This window comes from Brevundimonas sp. Root1423 (genome assembly GCF_001426805.1).
In genome coordinates, this window is record NZ_LMFL01000021.1 from 17550 (window position 1) to 36488 (window position 18939).

General features: G+C 71.1%; 23 protein-coding genes. 19 read left to right on the forward strand and 4 right to left on the reverse strand.

Annotation, left to right across the window (positions count from 1 at the left end):
• Positions 1–353 precede the first annotated feature (353 nt).
• Positions 354–905, forward strand: coding sequence for an OmpA family protein (locus ASD25_RS12975; RefSeq protein WP_055831013.1), 552 nt, complete (start codon positions 354–356; stop codon positions 903–905).
• A 124-nt stretch (positions 906–1029) separates the two neighbouring features.
• Positions 1030–1782 carry an SseB family protein gene (locus tag ASD25_RS12980; protein WP_055831011.1) on the forward strand — a complete coding sequence of 251 codons (753 nt, stop codon included), beginning with the start codon at positions 1030–1032 and terminating at the stop codon, positions 1780–1782.
• Here ASD25_RS12980 and ASD25_RS12985 read toward each other — a convergent pair.
• Entirely contained in the window at positions 1779–2903 is a 1125-nt protein-coding gene (locus ASD25_RS12985) for a zinc-dependent alcohol dehydrogenase family protein (protein WP_055831009.1), read from the reverse strand. The two genes, ASD25_RS12980 and ASD25_RS12985, sit on opposite strands and share 4 nt — an antisense overlap.
• A gap of 135 nt (positions 2904–3038) precedes the next feature.
• Here ASD25_RS12985 and ASD25_RS12990 point away from each other — a divergent pair, with 135 nt between their 5' ends.
• Positions 3039–3476 (forward strand): thioesterase family protein, encoded by a 438-nt coding sequence (locus ASD25_RS12990; protein WP_055831007.1) that lies wholly within the window; start codon positions 3039–3041, stop codon positions 3474–3476.
• Here ASD25_RS12990 and ASD25_RS12995 read toward each other — a convergent pair.
• Positions 3473–3673 carry a hypothetical protein gene (locus tag ASD25_RS12995; RefSeq protein ID WP_055831005.1) on the reverse strand — a complete coding sequence of 67 codons (201 nt, stop codon included), beginning with the start codon at positions 3671–3673 and terminating at the stop codon, positions 3473–3475. The two genes, ASD25_RS12990 and ASD25_RS12995, sit on opposite strands and share 4 nt — an antisense overlap.
• A 170-nt stretch (positions 3674–3843) precedes the next feature.
• Between ASD25_RS12995 and ASD25_RS13000 the strand changes: the two genes are divergently transcribed.
• Positions 3844–4617, forward strand: coding sequence for a YebC/PmpR family DNA-binding transcriptional regulator (locus tag ASD25_RS13000; RefSeq protein ID WP_055831003.1), 774 nt, complete (start codon positions 3844–3846; stop codon positions 4615–4617).
• 6 nt (positions 4618–4623) lie between these two features.
• Here ASD25_RS13000 and ASD25_RS13005 read toward each other — a convergent pair whose 3' ends face one another.
• Together ASD25_RS13005 and ASD25_RS13010 are read right to left on the reverse strand one after the other, a co-directional pair.
• Entirely contained in the window at positions 4624–4830 is a 207-nt protein-coding gene (locus ASD25_RS13005) for a hypothetical protein (RefSeq protein ID WP_055831002.1), read from the reverse strand.
• Between the two features lie 75 nt (positions 4831–4905).
• Positions 4906–6582 carry a M20/M25/M40 family metallo-hydrolase gene (locus ASD25_RS13010; RefSeq protein ID WP_200943625.1) on the reverse strand — a complete coding sequence of 559 codons (1677 nt, stop codon included), beginning with the start codon at positions 6580–6582 and terminating at the stop codon, positions 4906–4908.
• 90 nt (positions 6583–6672) lie between these two features.
• On the opposite strand from ASD25_RS13010, the gene ASD25_RS13015 reads away from it, so the two are divergent.
• From ASD25_RS13015 to ASD25_RS13085, 15 genes are all read left to right on the forward strand, one after another.
• Positions 6673–7365, forward strand: a complete 693-nt coding sequence (locus ASD25_RS13015; protein WP_055831277.1) for an MgtC/SapB family protein — start codon at positions 6673–6675, stop codon at positions 7363–7365.
• 79 nt (positions 7366–7444) lie between these two features.
• Positions 7445–8131 (forward strand): MgtC/SapB family protein, encoded by a 687-nt coding sequence (locus ASD25_RS13020; protein WP_055831000.1) that lies wholly within the window; start codon positions 7445–7447, stop codon positions 8129–8131.
• A 47-nt stretch (positions 8132–8178) separates the two neighbouring features.
• The gene (ruvC, locus tag ASD25_RS13025) at positions 8179–8706 is read left to right on the forward strand and encodes a crossover junction endodeoxyribonuclease RuvC (RefSeq protein WP_055830998.1); all 528 of its coding nucleotides are present in this window, start codon (positions 8179–8181) and stop codon (positions 8704–8706) included.
• A complete protein-coding gene (gene ruvA / locus ASD25_RS13030; protein WP_055830995.1) occupies positions 8703–9320 on the forward strand; it encodes a Holliday junction branch migration protein RuvA in 618 nt (205 codons plus the stop codon). Before ruvC ends, ruvA begins: the two co-directional genes overlap by 4 nt.
• A gap of 157 nt (positions 9321–9477) precedes the next feature.
• Complete coding sequence (gene ruvB / locus ASD25_RS13035; RefSeq protein WP_055830993.1) at positions 9478–10512, forward strand: Holliday junction branch migration DNA helicase RuvB; 1035 nt, start codon at positions 9478–9480, stop codon at positions 10510–10512.
• 114 nt (positions 10513–10626) lie between these two features.
• Positions 10627–11001 carry a hypothetical protein gene (locus ASD25_RS13040; protein ID WP_055830991.1) on the forward strand — a complete coding sequence of 125 codons (375 nt, stop codon included), beginning with the start codon at positions 10627–10629 and terminating at the stop codon, positions 10999–11001.
• On the forward strand, positions 10998–11447 hold the full coding sequence (gene ybgC, locus ASD25_RS13045) for a tol-pal system-associated acyl-CoA thioesterase (protein ID WP_055830989.1): 450 nt from the start codon (positions 10998–11000) through the stop codon (positions 11445–11447). Before ASD25_RS13040 ends, ybgC begins: the two co-directional genes overlap by 4 nt.
• A gap of 132 nt (positions 11448–11579) precedes the next feature.
• Positions 11580–12341 carry a protein TolQ gene (tolQ, locus tag ASD25_RS13050; protein ID WP_055830987.1) on the forward strand — a complete coding sequence of 254 codons (762 nt, stop codon included), beginning with the start codon at positions 11580–11582 and terminating at the stop codon, positions 12339–12341.
• Positions 12342–12344: 3 nt separating this feature from the next.
• Positions 12345–12815 (forward strand): ExbD/TolR family protein, encoded by a 471-nt coding sequence (locus tag ASD25_RS13055; RefSeq protein WP_055830985.1) that lies wholly within the window; start codon positions 12345–12347, stop codon positions 12813–12815.
• A 4-nt stretch (positions 12816–12819) separates the two neighbouring features.
• On the forward strand, positions 12820–13614 hold the full coding sequence (locus tag ASD25_RS13060; RefSeq protein ID WP_055830984.1) for a hypothetical protein: 795 nt from the start codon (positions 12820–12822) through the stop codon (positions 13612–13614).
• Between the two features lie 146 nt (positions 13615–13760).
• On the forward strand, positions 13761–15122 hold the full coding sequence (gene tolB, locus ASD25_RS13065) for a Tol-Pal system beta propeller repeat protein TolB (protein ID WP_055830982.1): 1362 nt from the start codon (positions 13761–13763) through the stop codon (positions 15120–15122).
• Positions 15123–15247: 125 nt separating this feature from the next.
• A complete protein-coding gene (gene pal / locus ASD25_RS13070) occupies positions 15248–15802 on the forward strand; it encodes a peptidoglycan-associated lipoprotein Pal (RefSeq protein ID WP_055831275.1) in 555 nt (184 codons plus the stop codon).
• Between the two features lie 52 nt (positions 15803–15854).
• A complete protein-coding gene (locus tag ASD25_RS13075; RefSeq protein WP_235561779.1) occupies positions 15855–16745 on the forward strand; it encodes a tol-pal system YbgF family protein in 891 nt (296 codons plus the stop codon).
• Positions 16746–16798: 53 nt separating this feature from the next.
• Positions 16799–18097: a tRNA lysidine(34) synthetase TilS gene (gene tilS, locus ASD25_RS13080; protein ID WP_200943626.1), complete on the forward strand. Its 1299-nt coding sequence runs from the start codon at positions 16799–16801 to the stop codon at positions 18095–18097.
• Between the two features lie 43 nt (positions 18098–18140).
• Positions 18141–18939, forward strand: a 799-nt coding sequence (locus ASD25_RS13085) for an AAA family ATPase (protein WP_156389303.1), incomplete at its 3' end; no start/stop codon positions are given.

Consider the following 18939-nt stretch of genomic DNA (forward strand, 5'->3'; position numbering starts at 1 on the left):
CAGCGCGACGGCGGGCGCCCATGCCCGCATCCGGCGTCCGGACGGGGCGGGGCGGCGCGGAGCCGATACGGCCGCACCGGGTGATTTTCCGGTTTGCATCTCGGGGTCTGGCGGCACCTGGACGTCTCGACCGGCGAGCCTGATTGCGCCCGCGCCGACCTGAAGACCATCCGCCCGCGTCAACAAGGTGGCGCCGGAAGGGCGTCCGCCGCCCCCGGGCGGTAAGGCTCAGCTAATGGTCAAGGTGACGCGTTTTGGCCCTATGCGGGTCATCACTCCGCCGTCCGGGTTACGGCAGGTTCAGGTCCGCGCACCTATGCGGGAGCGGCGCCCCGCCCATCAGGAGACGACACTTGACCCGATCGAAACTCAGGACGACGGCCATGACCGGCGTGGTTCTCGCCCTCGGCCTCGCCGCCAGCGGCTGCGCCAGCCACAAATTCGTGCGTGAGAATCTTGCCGTGGTCGACAACCGGGTGACCCAGGTCGAAGGCACGGCCGGACAGGCGCTTGAGCGGGCCAATGCGGCCCACAAGCTGGCGGAAGGCAAATTCCTCTACGAAGTCGTGCTGTCGGACGACTCGGTCAAATTCCCGACCGACCGCCACGCCCTCTCGCCCGAAGCCGAACAGCGGCTGGCAGAACTGGCCCAGCGTCTCAAGGGCGAGAACCGCAACGTCTATCTGGAAATCCAGGGCTATACGGACGCCAGCGGCGACGCCGAATACAACGATCAGCTCGGCGAGGCCCGGGCCGAGGCCGTCCGCCGCTCGCTGAGCCGCCAGGGCATCGCCCTGAACCGGATGGCGACCATCTCCTATGGCGAGGAATCGCCGGTGGCCCCGAACGAGACGCCGGAAGGCCGGGCCCAGAACCGGCGCGTCGCGATCGTCGTCCTCAGCTAGGACGACCCCGCACACGGGCGGCCGGACCTTCGGGGCCGGCCGCCCGCTCGGGCGGCGGAGGCAGACGATTGACGGCGCGCCCCGGCTCGCCTCTTGTGTCGGCCCCTTCGACGCCGAGTAGACCATGACCGACGCCCAGCCCCTCGTCTTCACCGACAATCCCCTGAACCCGCTGGAGGAGGCCCTCTACGAGGCTCTGGCCGACGCCTCGCGCATGGGGTGGTTCGAACGGGTGATGCTCGAGGCCGACCTGTACGCCGTGCCGGATCCCGAGGGCCCCGGCGGGACCCCCGGCGACGACGGGAGCAAGGTGCTGCGCCAGGGCGAGCAGCTGATCCTGCGGGGCCTGGTGCTGAACGACGGCCGCGACAGCGTCAGCCTGTTCACCGATCCCAGCCGGGCGACCCGGGTGTTCGGCGAGGACGCGCGCATCCTCGCCATGCAGGGGCGAGCCCTGCTCAGCCTTCTGAAGGATTCGGTGGTGCTGCTGAACCCGGAGGACGGCAAGGGTCTGTTGCTCAACCCCGACCAGATCAAGGCCGTGCTGGAGCACGAACAGCTGCCGTCGTTCTACCCCGTCTCCGGTCGGGTCGAACTGCATGATGTCGAGCCCGAAAACGAACCCGTCATGCTCACGCAGGTGATCCGGGACAACTTCAAGGCCCCGATGGTCGAGGGGGTGTGGCTGGCGCGGGCCATCTGGCCCGACATCGGCCGGATCGGCTGGTTCCTCGACATCCGTTCCGACCGGCCCGCGGACGAGATGAAGGCCCTGGCGGCGCGCGCCGTGCGCGGCCTGCAGTTCGGCGTTGAAACGCTGGACGTCTCGGTCGGCAAGCCGGACGGCAAGCCGGGCGTGGGTCTGAAGCTGGTCTAGAACCGCACGACGGTCCGCACCGCCTGGCCGTCGGCCAGCCGGTCGAAGGCGGCGTTGATGTCCGACAGGGGGATGACGCCGGTCAACAGGCGATCGACCGGCAGGCGCCCCTGTCTGAACAGGGCGACATAGCGGGGGATGTCCCGGCTGGGCACGCAGGTTCCGATGTAGCTGCCCTTCAGGGTGCGTTCCTCGGCGACCAGCGAGACGACGTTGACGGCCAGGGCGGCCTCGGGCGGGGGCAGGCCGGCGGTGACCGTGGTCCCGCCGCGCCGGGTCATCCGCCAGGCGGCGTCCAGCGCCCGGACAGACCCGGCCATCTCGAACACGAAATCGGCCCCGCCGCCGGTCAGGGCGCGGACCTGTTCGACGGCGTCCGCGTCGCCGGCGTTGACCGTCTGCACCGGACCGAGGGTTCGGGCCAGCGCCAGCTTGTCTTCGGACAGGTCGACGGCGACGACGGGAGCGGCGCCGGCCGCCAGGGCGCCCAGTACCGACGACAGGCCGACTCCGCCCAGGCCGACCACGGCGACGCCCTGGCCGGCCCGCACCCCGGCGGTGTTCACCACCGCCCCGACCCCGGTCAGGACCGCGCAGCCGAACAGGGCCGCGTGCTCGAACGGCAGGTCGGCGTCGATCTTGACCAGAGAGCGGCGCGAGACGACGGCATGGCCGGCGAAGGCGGAGCAGCCCAGATGGTGGTTCAGGTCGCCCGCCGCGTCATGAATGCGGCGACCGCCGGTCAGCAGCTCGCCCCTGCCATTGGCGGCGGCGCCCGGCTCGCACAGGGCGGGGCGGCCCCCGGCGCAGGGGTTGCAGTGGCCGCAGGAGGGCATGAAGACCATGACGACATGGTCGCCGACGGCCAGGTCGGTGACGCCGTCCCCCAGCGCCTCGACCAGGCCCGCAGCCTCGTGGCCCAGGGCCATCGGCAGGGGGCGGGGCCGGTCGCCGTTGATGACGCTGAGGTCCGAATGACACAGGCCAGCGGCCTTGACGGCGACCCGCACCTCGCCGGGGCCGGGCGCGTCCAGCGTCACGGTCTCGATCGAGAGCGGGAGGCTGTCCGCATAGGGGCGGGGGGCGCCCAGGGTACGGAGAACGGCGGCGGTGGTCTGCATGCGGGCACGCTAGGCGCTTGACGCCGCCTCCGCCAAGCCCAAGGCTGCCCTCAAGCGCGCACAGACGCGCCGGGGAAACAACGCGCTCAAGCAGCGAGGCGCCGCGCGCCGAGCGATAGCGCCAAGGGAGACTTCATGACGGGTACGATCGAGCGCACGAAACGCGGCGACTATCGCCGGTTCCAGGCCATCTCCACGCGGTGGATGGACAACGACGTCTACGGCCATGTGAACAACGTCGTCTATTATTCGTGGTTCGACACGGCGGTGAACCGGCTGCTGGTTGTCAACGGCGTGCTGGACATCCACCACGGCACGACCATCGGCCTGGTGGTCGAGACGGGTTGCCGCTATTTCGCGCCGACCGCCTTCCCGGACGAGATCCAGGCCGGGGTGCGGGTCGCCCATGTGGGCACCAGCTCGGTCCGCTACGAAATCGGCCTGTTCCGCAACAACGAGGAAGACGCCGCCGCCGTCGGCCATTTCGTCCACGTCTATGTCGACCGCGAAACCAAGCGGCCGGTGCCGGTGGACGACAAGATGCGCGGCTTTCTGGAGAGCCTGAAGGCCTAGTCGTCCAGCCGGCCCATCAGGGCCAGGGCGCCCACCGCGGTGAGGGCGCCGAGGGTGAAGGCGGCGATGATCGAGCCGGCGGCGACGGCGGTCGACACGGAGACGGGCCGGGTCTCGTACCACTCGACGATGTCGGCCTCGTCGAGGTCGCCGTCGGCGTACAGGTCAGCGTCGTAGATGACGTCTTCGGCGGTCATGGAAACGGCTCCGTTCGGGATGCAGGAAGAATGTCCCGGGGCGCGGGCGGTTCCTGTGTCGTGACAGCGCACGCGGCTTCGGCTAGATGCGCGGGCTCATCCGACGCCGTCCGCGCTCATGCAGCGAGCCGCCGCGCGGCGAACGATAGCGCCCACTTCAAGAGAGCTTCATGGCCGGCCATTCCAAATACAAGAATATCATGCACCGCAAGGGACGCGCCGATGCGCAGCGTTCCAAGCTGTTCTCCAAGCTGTCGCGCGACATCACCGTGGCCGCCAAGCTGGGCATGCCCGACATCGCCATGAACCCGCGCCTGCGTCTGGCGGTCAACAACGCCAAGGCCGAAAGCCTGCCGCGCGACGTGATCCAGCGGGCCATCAACAAGGCCGCGGGCGGCGATGTCGATACGATGGAAGAGGTCCGCTACGAGGGGCGGGGCCCCGGCGGCGTGGGCATCATCGTCGAGGCCCTGACGGACAACCGCAACCGCGCCAATTCCAACATCCGCTCCTGCTTCACCAAGAACGGCGGCCAGCTGGGCGAGATGAACTCCGTCGCCTTCATGTGGAACCGCGTCGGCCGGATCATCTACCCGGCCGAGGCCGGCAGCGAGGACGCGGTCATGGAGGCCGCCATCGAGGCCGGCGCCCAGGACGTCGAGAGCGATCTGGTCAAGCCCGACATCTACGAGGACGCGCCGGGCCACACCATCTGGACGACGTTCGAGGACCTGAACGAAGTGGCCGAGGCCCTGTCGAAAATCCTCGGCGACGCCAAGTCCACGGCCCTGGTCTGGCGCCCGCAGACCGAGGTGCCGGTCACCGGCGAGGCGGTCGGCACGCTGATGAAGCTGCTCGACGCCCTGGACGCCGAGGACGACGTGCAGAACGTCTATTCGAACGAGGACATCTCGGACGAGGACATGGCGAAGTACGCGGGCTGAGGCCGCTCAGGCGAAGCTGCGAAGCTCGTCGGTGACCCAGCCGTCAGGATGCCGTATCGGCCGGCCAGGGCGGCGCAGGCGGAGGATGACGTGCAGGGCGTCCGTCAGATCCATCAGCTGTTCGTCGGACAGTTCGACCGCGGCGCGCAGCACCTCGGCCTTGAGGGCCGAGAAATTCTCGACGTCGAGACACCGGTCGGTCGGGCCGTGCATCGCCCCTCCTGTGAAGCAGCCAACGCCGCCGCATCGGCCCCTAACGCCAAACGCGCCGGGCCGGTTCCGCACGCTTTACGGCGCCGAGGCGTAGGCCTTGACCAGATCGAACAGGAAGTCGCGGCCCTCGTAGAGGGAGCGCACGCGGATGCGTTCGTTGAGGCCATGCGCGCCGCCGCCGTCCGGGTCGCCGAACATGCCGGTGACGCCGTAGGTCGGAATGCCCGCCTTGTTGGTGAACCGGCCGTCGGTGGCCCCCACGGCCATGGTCGGCACGACCGGCACGCCGGGCCACATCCGGCCGGCGATCTGACGGATCGGGTCGAGGATGGCCGGGCTCAGGGTCGGCGGCGGCGATGTCGGATCAGCGGCGCCCAGGGGCGAGATGGCGATGGCCGGGTTGTTCAGCACCCGGGCGATCTCGGCCTGGGTTTCCTCGATCGTATGGCCGGGGAAGATGCGGCAGTTGACGTTGGCGGTGACGCGCTGGGGCTGGGCGTTGGGCGCGTGACCGCCGTTGATCAGCGTCGGGATGCAGGTCGTGCGCATCGTCGCGTTCCAGATCGGATTGGCCGCCGACAGACGCGCCGCCGCCGCCGCATCGGGCGTATCGTTCGCCGTGAGGGCGCGAAGATCGGCGGCGTATTGCGGCGACGTCTCCGCCACGGCCGCGAAATAGGCGCGGGTGACCGGGTTGAGCTCCAGCGCGAAGTCGTAATCCCCGAGCGCCGCGAGCGAGCGCGACATGGCGGCGATGGCGTTGTCCTTGCGCGGCCGGGCGCTGTGGCCGCCGGGGTTGGTCAGCTCAAGGGTATAGTCCTGATACAGCTTCTCGCCCGCCTGGACGTTCAGGGCGACGCGGTTTCCTTCAGCGTCCAGCTGGCCGCCCGCCCCCTCGTTGAGGGCGAAGCCGGCCTGTAGCGCGTCGGGGTGTTCGCGCAGCAGCCATTCGACGCCGTTCCAGGTGTCGGCGGTCTCCTCGCCGCAGGTCAGGGCCAGTTTGATGTCGCGGCGCGGCCGGAAGCCGGCTGACTTCAGCCGCACCAGGGTGTCGACCCAGACCGAGGCCTGGGCCTTGTCGTCGGACGCGCCGCGTGCGTAGAAATAGCCGTCCTCCTCGACCAGGGTGAAGGGATCGCGGGTCCAGTCGGCGGGATTGGCCTCGACCACGTCGATGTGGGCCAGCAGCAGCAGGGGCTCGGCGGACCGGTCCGAACCGCGCAGCACCGCCGCGAGATTGCCGTCCCTGGGGCGGTCGGCCGGGGTCAGGATGCGCACGTCGGCGGCGGGATAGCCGGCGGCCAGGAGGCGAGCGGCCATGCGTTCCGAGGCGAGGGTGCAACTGCCCTGCGACAGGGTGGTGTTCGTTTCGACCAATTCTTCATAGAGCGCGCGGAAGGCCGCCTGGTCGGGGCGGAGAGCCGGCGTCTGGGCCCCCGCGCGCGTGGCGCCGAAGGCGACAAGGCCGATGACGACCGCCGCCACGACGATCAGGGCGAAGACGGCGCGCACCCGCCGGCCGTCGCGCATCGCCTCCCAGGCCCGCTCGTCCAGCCAGTAGCGCTCGCCGTTCGGGCGCACGGCGTCGCACCGGGTCAGCCGCCGCAAGGCCGCGCGGCCGCCGGGGCGTCCGACCGACAGGGGCACCGCCCGGTCCGCCGACGTGGCGCCGTGTTCGCGCAGGGTCTGGACGATGGTCCGTTCGGCCCGCCGGGCCATGGCCACGACGACGGCGCCGCCTGAAGTCGACATGCTGTGTTCTCCCGATCCCGGATCGAGGCTAGCGTGGATCGGCGCGAGGCGGAACAGCGCCGCGCGATCGACCGTCGCCGGAGCATGCACATGACCGACCTGCCGGGTTTCGCCCTGCCCCTGCTCGCCGCCGTCGCGGCCGGCGGCCTGATCGGGTTCGAGCGCGAGTGGCGGGGACGGGCCGCCGGATTCCGGACCCATATCCTCGTCTGTCTGGCCTCGGCCCTGCTGATGGAGGCGGCGGTGTCGCAGGGCGCCTGGCGGTTCGCGCCGCTGGCGGGCACCCAGATCGTCAGCGATCCGACGCGGATGGCGCACGGGGTCCTGACCGGGATCGGCTTCCTGTGCGCGGGCGTGATCTTCCGCTCGGGCTTCTCGATCCACGGGCTGACGACGGCGGCGTCGTTATGGATCACGGCCGCCATCGGCCTTCTGTTGGGCGCGGGGCTGTTCGCCCTCGGCGCGACGGGGGCCCTGCTGACGGCCGCCATACTGGTGGTGCTGAGGCTGGTGGACCTGAAGCTGCCGAGAAGAGCGGTCGTGGACGCGGAAGTGGTGTGGCGGCGCGGCGATCCCGACGCGGAGGGTCATGTCGAGACGGCGCTGGCGGAGGCCGATCCCGCGCGCCGGGCGGACCGGTTCGAACTGATCGACGACGGCGACAGCGTGCGCCGCAGCTTCAGCCTGAGGCTGAACGACGAGGGGGCCTTGAAAGATCTCGCCGCCCGGCTGCGGACCATCGAGGGTGTGACGTCCTACCGGCTGGATCCGCGAAACGACTGACCGGACGACGACCGCTTGATCGCGGGCCGCGGGCGGGGCTAGGCTGAAGATTCGTCAGTCTGCGGAGCGATTTACACACATGAACTGGGATCTGGTCTGGCCCGTCGCGGCGGCCATGACGGCGGGCGGGCTGATCGGCATCGAACGCACCTATCACGGCCATCCGGCGGGCTTCCGGACCCATATCCTGGTGTGCCTGACCTCCTGCCTGCTGATGCTGGCGGCGATGCACCAGGCGACCTGGGCCTTCACCGCCCTGCCGGGACAGACGGTGGTGATCGACCCGACGCGGATGTCGCATGGCCTGCTGACCGGCATCGGCTTTCTCTGCGCCGGGGTCATCTTCCGCGAGGGGTTCTCGGTCCACGGCCTGACCACGGCGGCGTCCCTGTGGGTCACCTCGGCGATCGGGGTCCTGTACGGCGTGGGGATGACGGAACTGGCGCTGATCGGTTCCGGCGCGACCCTGGCCGTGCTGGCCGTGCTGCGGTTCCTGGACGCCAAGCTGCCCCATGTGGGGGTGATGGACGTGGTCCTGCGCTGGAAGCGGGGCCAGGCGCCCAGCGGCCTGGCCGTCCGCGACCTGCTGCGCGGCAACGGGGTGAAGGTGGTCCGCCTCGGTCATGTGATGACCCACGACGGCGCGATCCACGAGCATCATCTCAAGGTCAAGGGACACGTGCCGATCGACATCGACCGCCTGGTGGCCCAGCTCAGCGCCGAGGACGGCCTGGCGGGCTTTTCCATCCTGCCCCGCGAGGAGTGACGGCCGGTCATTGTTCGTCAACCTCGTTTGAGGCATGAATGGAACGAATGACGAACACCTTGATTCCAGATGGGGCGACTCGCATCCTCGGCCTTGACCCCGGTCTTCGCCGCACCGGCTGGGGTGTGGTCGTCGCCGAGGGCTCGCGGCTGCGCTGGGTCGCGCACGGGGTGATCAGCCCGCCCGAGGCCGCGCCGTTCAGCGAGCGGCTGCTGCATCTCCTCGAGGGGGTGGGCGCGGTCTGCGCGGCGCACGCCTGCGACGAAGCGGCGATCGAGGAGGTGTTCGTCAACATGAACCCGGCGTCGACCCTGAAGCTGGGCCACGCCCGCGCGGCGGTCATGCTGGCTCCCGCCCGCTGCGGCCTGTCCGTGGCGGAGTATTCGCCCAACCTGATCAAGAAGGCCGTGGTCGGCGCCGGCCACGCCGACAAGAGCCAGATCGCCTTCATGGTCAAACGCCTGCTGCCGTCCGCGGGCGAGGTGAAGGCCGACGCCGCCGACGCCCTGGCGGTGGCCATCACCCATGCGCAGCTGCGCAAGCGGGCCCTGCTGGCGATGCGGGGGGCGGCGTGATCGGCCGGCTCCGGGGCGTGCTGGCCGAGGTCGAGCAGGACCATTGTCTGATCGACTGCTCGGGCGTCGGCTATGTGGTGTTCTGCGGCGCGCGCACCCTGCAGCGTCTGCCAGCCCCGGGCGACGAGGCCACCCTGCAGATCGAATCCACCTTCAACGCCGAGAGCGGCCCGCGGCTGTACGGCTTCCTGACCCGGGACGAGCGCCGGGCCTTCCTGACTCTCAACGGCATCCAGGGCGTCGGTCCCAAGGCGGCGCTCAGCGTGCTCGACGTCCTGCCGCCCGGAGAGCTGGCGGCGGCGGTGGCGCGCGAGGACAAGGCGGCGGTGGCGCGGGCCAACGGCGTGGGCCCCAAGCTGGCCCTGCGCATCGTCACCGAACTGAAGGGCAAGCCGCTGGGCGACGTCTCCTTCACACCGAGCGCGCCGGGCGTTCATGCCGAAATCGCGCCGCCTCTGCCCAGCGTCACCGGCGAGGCGGTCTCGGCCCTGCTCGGTCTCGGCGTGGCCGAGGTCAACGCCCGCCGCGCCGTCGACCAGGCCCTGATCCGTCTGGGCGAGGAGGCCGAGCTGTCCGCCGTGATCCGCGCCGCCCTGCAGGAGCTGGGGCGGTGACTCTCTCAACCGATCATCCCGGCGAAAGCCGGGACCCAGTGCTTTGGGCGACCCGGTCGGACCGCCGATACGCTGACGCCAATCCCATGCAGACTGCCCCGCGAAAGAACCGGGTCCCGGCTTTCGCCGGGATGCACGGAGTTTCCGGGGTGCGCCCATGACCGACGACCGCATCGTCTCCGCCGACCCCGCCCCCGGCGAAACCTACGACCGCGCCCTGCGGCCCCAGACCCTGTCCGAGTTCGTGGGTCAGGAGCAGGCCAAGGGCAATCTGAAGGTCTTCATAGACGCCGCGCGCGGCCGGAACGAAGCGCTGGACCACGTCCTGCTGTTCGGCCCGCCGGGCCTCGGCAAGACCACCCTGGCGCAGATCGTGGCCCGCGAACTGGGCGTCGGCTTCCGCGCCACCTCGGGCCCGATCCTGGCCAAGGCCGGCGACCTCGCCGCCATCCTGACCAATCTCGAACCGCGCGACGTGCTGTTCATCGACGAGATCCACCGTCTCGCCCCCACGGTCGAGGAGATCCTGTACCCCGCCATGGAAGACCATGTGCTGGACCTGATCATCGGCGAGGGGCCGTCGGCGCGCTCGGTGCGGATCGATCTGGCGCCCTTCACCCTGGTCGGGGCGACGACGCGGGCCGGCCTGCTGGCGACGCCCCTGCGCGACCGCTTCGGTATTCCCCTGCGGCTGGAATTCTACACGCCCGATGAACTGGTGCGGGTCATCACCGGGGCGGCGCGCAAGATGGGCGTGGCGGTCGACGACGAGGGCGCGCGCGAGATCGCCTCGCGCTCGCGCGGCACGCCGCGCGTGGCCGGGCGGCTGCTGCGCCGGGTGCGGGACTTCGCCGGGGCCGAAGGGTCGCCGATGATCGACCGTCTGGCCGCCGCCCGCGCCCTGGCCCGGCTGGAGGTCGACGAGGCCGGGCTGGACGCCAACGACCGCCGCTTTCTCAAGGCCCTGATCGAGAACTATGGGGGCGGTCCCGTCGGCATGGACACCCTCGCCGCCGCCATCGCCGAGGCGCGCGACGCCGTCGAGGACGTGATCGAACCCTATCTGCTGCAGCAGGGCTTCATCCAGCGCACGCCGCGCGGCCGCATGGCCTGCGCCCGGGCCTACGCCCACCTCGGCCTGACCGAACCGCCCCGGGGACCGGAGCAGGGCGGACTGTTCGGGGGCAAATAACCCGCGCATCGCGCTGTCCGCCCGTCCACGGCGAAAGCCGGGATGCACGGAAGGGGAGGCGGCCCCTTTCCGCCATCGCCGAACCCCTTCATGCTCCGCGTGAAGGAGAGGCGCATGGCGCGAAGGGCGATCCGAACCGACCGGCTGATCGCGGTGCTGGGCGCCGCGGTGCTGCTGCTGGGCGCGGTGATCGTCTGGGGGGCGGTCCGCACCTCGCGGCCGGGCGTGGTCGAGGAGCCCCCGGCCCGGCGGGTGCTGCGCCAGGCCCGCGAGCAACTGGGCCGCACCGCCGAGATCCGCCTGCTGGACGAGGGCCGGGGCCGCGTCGTCTGCGGCTATGTCGGCCGGCGCGGCGAGAGCGCGGCGTACAGCTTCATCTCGCGCCCCAACCGGATCATGATGAGCGACGATCCGCTGGCGACCGAATTCCAGGCCATGCTGCGCGCCGACTGTCCGCACCTGCCCAGACCGCCGGCGACGACCCCATGACCGACCAGCCCACGACCGGCCGATTCGAGGGCCGCGAGCACCGTCTGCCCGTGCGGGTCTATTACGAGGACACGGATTTCACCGGCCTGGTCTATCACGCCAACTATGTCCGCTATTTCGAGCGCGGCCGGTCCGACTGCCTGCGGCTGATGGGGATCGGCCACGCCGACCTGCTGGACGGCGACCAGCCCATGGCCTTCGTGGTGACGAGGATGGGGCTGAACTTCCTCAAGCCCGCGCGCATCGACGACGCCCTCATCGTGCGCACCTGTTATGACGCGGTGAAGGGGCCGCGGTTGCTGATCTCCCAGACGGTCACGCGCGGCGATGACGTGCTGTGCCGGGCGGATGTCGAGGTCGTGTGCATCCATATGGATGGACGGCCCCGGCGGCCCACGCGGGCGCTCGTGGAAAAGGTCGGCCCGTGGCTGGCGCGCGAAGCGTAGCCGTTTCCCCCGCCTGACGCGTGTAGACGGGTGACGTCGCCGCCACACCTCGCTAGACCCGGTGCAGTACGCCACACAACCGCCACGGCCGTCCGGTGCACAGGGACGGACAGACGGCAAGGACGCCCTTCGATGACCACCGCCGCCCAGGCCTCGATGATCAACCCCGTGAGCCTGTTCCTCGAGGCCGACATCGTCGTGCAGGCGATCATGATCGGACTGGCGATCGCCTCCCTGTGGTCCTGGGCCGTGATCATCGACAAGGCGGCGCGATTCTCGTCGCTGAACCGCCAGGCCGACAATTTCGAGAAGGCGGTCGGGTCCGGCCGGTCGCTGGAAGAGGTCGCCGCCCAGGCGGGTCCCGATCCGGTCCATCCGCTGCCGCGCATGCTGGTCATCGCCCTGGCCGACTGGCGCGAGGCGCGGACGCGCGGCCCCCTGACCGAGAACCAGGCCAATCTGCTGATGTCGCGGATCGACCGGGCGCTGGACAGCCTGATCGCCCGCGAGGGCCAGAGGGTCGAGAACGGCCTCGGCGTGCTGTCGGTGGTGGCGACCTCCTCGCCCTTCATCGGCCTGTTCGGCACGGTCTGGGGCATCATGAACGCCTTCGGGGCCATCGCCCTGTCGGGCAACACCAATCTGGCCACCGTGGCCCCGGCGATTTCCGAGGCCCTGTTCGCCACGGCCCTCGGCCTGGCCGCGGCCATTCCGGCCTATATCGCCTACAACAAATTCTCGATCGACGCGGGCAAGTTCACCGGCCGGCTGGAAAGCTTCGCCGACGACCTGCAGTCCGCCGTGGCGCGCCGTCTGGGGGGCTCGACCGCCGCGTCGCCGCCGCCGCCGGCGCCCGCGCCGCCTTCGGGCGACTACAGCCGCCGGGAGTTCTGAGCCATGGCGCTGGCGGGCGGCGGCGGGGGCGGACACGTCCGGGGCCGCAGACGGCCGCGCAAGCGGCCGCTGAGCGAGATCAATGTGACGCCGCTGGTCGACGTCATGCTGGTGCTGCTGATCATCTTCATGATCTCGGCGCCGCTGCTGACGACCGGGGTCGAGGTCGAACTGCCCAGGACCGAGGCCAGCGCCGTCGAGACCAATCAGGAGCCGGTGGTGGTCTCGATCGACCGCGACGGCGCCATCTTCGTCGCCGATGGGGAGGTGGCGTGGGATCGCCTGATCCTGGCCGTGGCCCAGGAGGGCGGCGAGAACGCGCGCGACAAGCCGGTCTTCGTCCGCGCCGACGGCCGCGCGCCCTACCAGGCCGTGGCGCGCGTCATGGCCCGGCTGTCGGGCGCCGGCTTCACGAAAATGAACCTGATCACCGACACCTCGGCCCAATCTACCGGATCAGGCGGGGAGGGCTGACGCCTTGGAACGGCCAGGCCCGGCCCTGATCGGTTCCGTCCTGGTGCACGGGGGCGCCATCGCCGCCGTGCTGGCGGCCAGCCTGTTCGCGCCCCGCGCCGAGCTGCGTCCGATCCTCAACGCCGTGCCCGTCTCGATCGTCTCCGACGTGGTGATCGAGGCCGCCGCCGCCGACAATCCGAGCGAGGAGCTGGTCACCGAGGACGCCGCCACGGCGCCGGTGGCCCCGCCGCCCGAGCCGGTTCCCGCGCCGCCCGAGCCGAAGCCGGTCCCGCCGCCCCTCCCGACGCCCACGCCGTTGAAGAAGACAACGCCGCCGCGTCCCACGCCGCCGCGCGCCCAGCCGACCCCGCCGCGGCCCACGCCGCCCCGCCCGACCCCGCCGCGCCGCGAGGAGACGCTGGACCTCGACGCCCTCGCGGGGCCGCCGCGTCCCGCGACCCGGCCCGGCACGCGCCCGGCCACGGGGCAGACGGGCCGCGGTTCGGCCCCGCAGGCCGTCGGCCGGGCCTCGCTGCAGGCCCTCGCGGGCCAGGTGACCCCGCACTGGGACGTGAACTGCGATATTCCGGGCGGCGATGACCTGACCATCGGCGTACGCGTCACCCTGGATGCGCGCGGCCGGATCGTCGGCAGTCCCCGCCTGACCCAGCCGCGCAGCGAGCCGGGCTGGCGCGCGGCGGCCGATTCGGTGCTTCGCGCCATCCATGCGGCCGCGCCATTCGACATGCCCGCCGGTTATGAACAGCAGGAACTGCCCTTTTCGTTCCGGACGGCGACGATGTGCGGCTCCCGCTGATCGCGCCTTCACCAATGTGACGCCTTCGGGCTACCTATCGCCCTGGACCGGTTGGCGGACCTGATTATCGCCGCATTCCCGCCCAAGCTGGCGAACACGCGGTCCGGGTGCGTCGGTCCCGCCCGCGCAGACGACTGGAGACCTTGATGCGAACGACCCTTCTTCTGGCCACAGCCGCCTTGGCGGCGAGCCTCGCCGCCGAGGCCGCGTCGGCCCAGACGCCGGCGCCGCCGCAGCAGGAAGACATCGTCGTCGATCAGGGCGTGCTGCGGCCGTTGCAGATCGCCGTGGTCAATTTCGACGGCCAGAACGGGGCCGACCTGGGCGGCGTCATCCGCGCCGACCTGCGTCGCTCGGGCTATTTCGAGCCGATGGACCCGGCCGGCTTCGTCGAGACCGGGCTGACCCTGGCCAATGCCCCCAACTTCCCGCAATGGACCTCGATCGGCGCCCAGGCGGTGCTCTATGGCGCGGTCACGCGCCGGCCCGATGACCGCAATGACTACGGTTTCCGGCTGTACGACCCCTATCGCCAGTGCCAGCTGGCCTCCTACCAGTTCACCGCCACGCCCGAGCAATGGCGCCGGATCGGCCACAAGATCGCCGACCTGGTCTATCAGCGCATGACCGGCGAGACCGGCCTGTTCGACAGCCGCGTGGTGTTCGTCTCCGAAAGCGGGACCCAGCTGAACCGCCTGTCGCGTCTGGCGATTTCGGACCAGGACGGGTTCAACCCGATCTATCTGACCCAGGGCGACGAGATCATCATGTCGCCCCGCTTCTCGCTGAACGATCCCAACGAGATCACCTATGTAGCGCTGGGCAGGGACTACAGCCGCATCTACCTCTACAATCTGGCGACCGGCCGCCGCGAAAGCCTCGGCGAGTTCGACGGCCAGGTCCTGGCCCCGCGCTTCTCGAACGACGGGTCGAAGATGGCCTTCTCGATCATCCGGGGCGGCAACACCGACGTCTATGTGATGGACCTGTCCAGCCGTCAGGTGCGGCGCCTGACCAGCGATCCCGGCATCGACACCTCGCCCTCGTTCAGTCCCGACAACAGCCAGATCGTCTTCACCTCGGACCGGTCCGGCAGCGCCCGCCTGTACGTCATGCGCGCCGACGGCACTGGCCAGCGCGCCATCGCCCGCGGCGGCGGCCTGTACACCGCCCCGAACTGGAGCCCGCGCGGCGACCTGATCGCCTTCACCAAACAGGGCGGCGGCCGTTTTTCGACCGGCGTCATGAAGCCCGACGGCTCGGGCGAGCGCATCCTGTCGTCCAGCTATTTCGAGGAGGGTCCGTCCTGGGCCCCGAACGGGCGCTACATCATGTTCGCGCGCCAGAGCCCGGGCGGCGACACCCGGCTGTGGACCGTCGACCTGTCAGGCCGGGTGGTGGCCCAGGCCGGCTACGACGGCCGGGGTTCGGACCCGGCCTGGTCGCCGCTTCTGGACGAACAGCCGTCGAATCTGGGCGGGACCGGCCCCGACGCCTGCCCGAGCTGACGACAAACCGAGCCCTGTAGCTCAAACCCGCGTTATCGCGACTGGTGAAACCGGTGGCGCGTCAGTAGCAACGCTTTAAAGCCAAGTCAGAGGCCCCGGCCTCACCTGAAGGAGACGATCCGATGATGAAGCCCTCGACCCTGGTCCGTCTGGCCGCCGTCGGCCTGGCCGTGACCGCCATCGCCGCCTGCACCCCGCGCCGTCCCGCCGACACCGGCGCGGGCGAGACCGTGCCGCCCGCCGGCAACGAGCAGTACAACGACAACAGCGCCGCCCCGATCACCGGCGGCGCCGTCGGCGCGGCCGCCCCCGGCTCCGAGCAGGACTTCGTCGTCAACGTCGGCGACCGGGTCTATTTCGACCTCGACAGCTATCAGATCCGCCCCGAGGCCTATCCGCGCATGGACGCCCAGGTCGCCTGGCTGCAGCGCTATCCCACTGTGACCGTTCGCATCGAGGGCAACGCCGACGAACGCGGCACCCGCGAATACAACCTGGCCCTGGGCGCCCGCCGCGCCGAATCGGTCCGCACCTATCTGGTCGAGCGCGGCGTCAACGCCGGCCGCATCGACACCATCAGCTATGGCAAGGAACGGCCGATCGCCGCCGGTTCGACCGAAGAAGCCTTCGCCCGCAACCGCAACGCCCACACCGCGATCGTCTCGGGCGCGACGCGCTGATACGATCCTTCGCCCCGTCGCCACGCGGCGGGGCGGCGCCCCTGGGACGACCATGACCATGCTGAAGCTGCCCGCCGCCCTCCGTACGCGCAACGCCCTGATCTCGGTCCTGGGCGTGATCCTGATCGCCGGGACCACGACCGTCGTGGCCCAGACCGCGCCGCTGGAGCCGATCCAGTGGGACAAGCGCCGGCTGGACCAACTGGACCGCAATGTGCGCCGTCTCGAGCGCGCCGTGACCCAGCGCAACGCCGCCGGACAGCCCGTCATCATCGAGCCCGACGCCGAGGTCGTGGCGCTTCAGGGCCGCGTCGGCCTGATGGATCGCCGGCTGTCCGACGTGGAGGCCACGGTCCAGCGCGTCAACGGCGACCTCGAGCGGCTGACTTTCCAGCTGGACGAGGCCACGCGCGACAACGGCGCCCTGACCACCCGCCTGCGCGACGCCGAGGGCCGTCTGCAGGCCATCGAACAGGCCGCCGCCCGCGAAGCCGAGCTCAACGCCCCGATCCCGACGACCTCGCCGACCGGCGACGCCGCCCGCGACCTGACCGCCGCCGCGCGCCTGGCCGCCAGCGATCCGGCGCGGGGCGACCGCGCCCTGCAGGCCGTCATCGCCGCCTGGCCCGACACGCCCCAGGCCCAGGAGGCCTCGAGCCGTCTGGGCGACCTGCGCGTCTCGGCCGGCGACCATGCGGGCGCGGTCTCGGCCTACGCCGCCGCCCTGCGGGGCTGGCCGACCACGCCCTGGGCCCCGGCGACCACGCTGGAACTGGCCAATGCGCTGAACGCCACCGACCGCAAGACCCAGGCCTGCACCGCCCTGACCGAGTTCGGCCGCCGCTACGCCGAGGCCGCGACGCCGGTGGTCCGCACCCGCGCGGCCGAGGCCCGGACCCGCATCGGCTGCCCCGCCGCGACGCCGGTCCGGCGGCCGGGCTGAACCCGACCCCGGACGACTGGACCGGGCCGGTTCTGGCCCGCCTGTCCGCTCGCTTGGAGCCGGACGTCGATCATCCGCTCGCCCTGGCCCTGTCGGGCGGGGGCGACTCCCTCGCCCTGCTGCACGTCGCGGCCGGCTGGGCGCGGGCCAACGGGCGACGCCTGCTGGCCCTGACGGTCGACCACGGGCTCCACCCCGACAGCGCGGACTGGACCGCCTTCGCCCGGACAGCCGCCCAGGACGCCGGCGCGGAGTGGCGGCGCCTGACGTGGGCCGGGCCGAAACCCTCGACGGGCCTGACGGCCGCCGCCCGCCGCGCCCGACACGCGCTGATCGCCGACGCCGCGCGCGAGGCGGGCGCCCGTATCATCCTGTTCGCCCACACCGCCGACGACATCGCCGAGGGCGAGGTCATGCGGGAAGAAGGCTCCACGCTCGGCCGGCTGCGCGACTGGGCTCCGTCTCCGGCCTGGCCCGAGGGGCGCGGGCTGATGCTGCTGCGCCCCATGCTCGACGCTGGCCGGGCGGAGGTCCGCGACTGGCTGGCGGGGCAGGGGGCGGCGTGGATCGACGACCCGGCCAATGAGGACCTGACGTACGCCCGCAGCCGCGCCCGCGCCTCCCTTCTCCCATCGGGAGAAGGAGGGGCCCGCCCGGCGAAAGCCGGGTGGGCGGACGAGGGGTTACGGCACCATGCGGCGCCGCCGCCGGAACCCCTCACCCTTTCGCGCCAGAACGACGGCTGCGCCGCCCGCTCAACCCCTCTGCCGAGGGGAGAGGGGTGGTTCCAACCGCCCCGCGACATCGACGCTCAGGCCCTCGCCGCGGTCCTCGTCTGCGCCGGAGGCGGTGACCGCCCGCCCCGCCGGGACCGGCTGAGCGCCCTCGTGACCCGCCTTCGCTCCGGCGAATCCTTCACCGCCACCCTCTGCGGCGCTCGCATCGAGGCCGCCGCCAACCGCGTCGCCATCACCCGCGAGCCCGGCGAACTGACCCGCCGTCCTCCGCCGCCCTTGCCGCTGACGCCCGGAGTCGAAGCCGTCTGGGACGGCCGCTGGGCCATCACCTCAGCCGAACCCGGCTGGTCCGTCGTCTCCGCCGCCGGCCGCATGGCCGCCCTGTCCGACGCCGATCGCGCGGTCCTGAAGGCCCTGCCGCCCCCGGCTCGCGGCGGCCAACCTGTGCTGATCCGGAACGATGGCGGCGCCCCGGTTCTTGCACGGACGGCGGCGCGAACGCGGTCGCTGATCGAATGGAGACTGGCGCTCGCGCTGGACCGAATGACGCACGAAAGGGACCTGGGCGCCGTCATCCATGGCGCAACGCCTCCGAACCCCCTATTTTCGACCTGACATCAGTGACGGGGCGCGCCCGCGCCCGAGGAACGAGACGAGCATGAACCTGCGTAACTTCGCCTTCTGGGGCCTCATCATCCTCGGGGCCATGGCCGTCTATGTGGCCGTCAGCCGTCCCGGGGGCATCGCCGCCCCCGCCGGTGCCAAGGCCGCGGCGCAACAGCCCCAGGCGATGACCTATTCCGACCTGCTCAAGGCGCGCGACGCCGGCGACATCGCCAGCGTCGAGTCGCGCGGCGAGACCCTGAAGGCGACCCTGAAGGACAACCGGGTCGTCACCGTCACCACGCCCGTTCCCAACGGCGACCTGCTGACCAGCATCGCCGAGACCGGCGCCGTCGTCGACGCCAAGAGCACGCGCCAGTCCATCTGGGTCAGCGCCCTGATCGGCCTGCTGCCCTTCGTGCTGATCATCGGCCTGTGGATCCTGATCATGCGCCAGATGCAGGGTGGCGCGCGCGGGGCCATGGGCTTCGGCAAGTCCAAGGCCAAGCTGCTGACCGAGCACAAGGGCCGCAAGACCTTCGACGACGTCGCCGGCGTGGACGAGGCCAAGGAAGAGCTGCAGGAGGTCGTCGACTTCCTCAAGGATCCCGGCAAGTTCCAGAAGCTGGGCGGCAAGATCCCCAAGGGCGCCCTGCTGGTCGGCCCTCCCGGCACCGGCAAGACCCTGCTGGCCCGCGCCGTGGCCGGGGAGGCGGGCGTGCCCTTCTTCTCGATCTCGGGCTCCGACTTCGTCGAGATGTTTGTCGGCGTCGGCGCCAGCCGCGTGCGCGACATGTTCGAACAGGCCAAGAAGAACGCCCCCTGCATCATCTTCATCGACGAGATCGACGCCG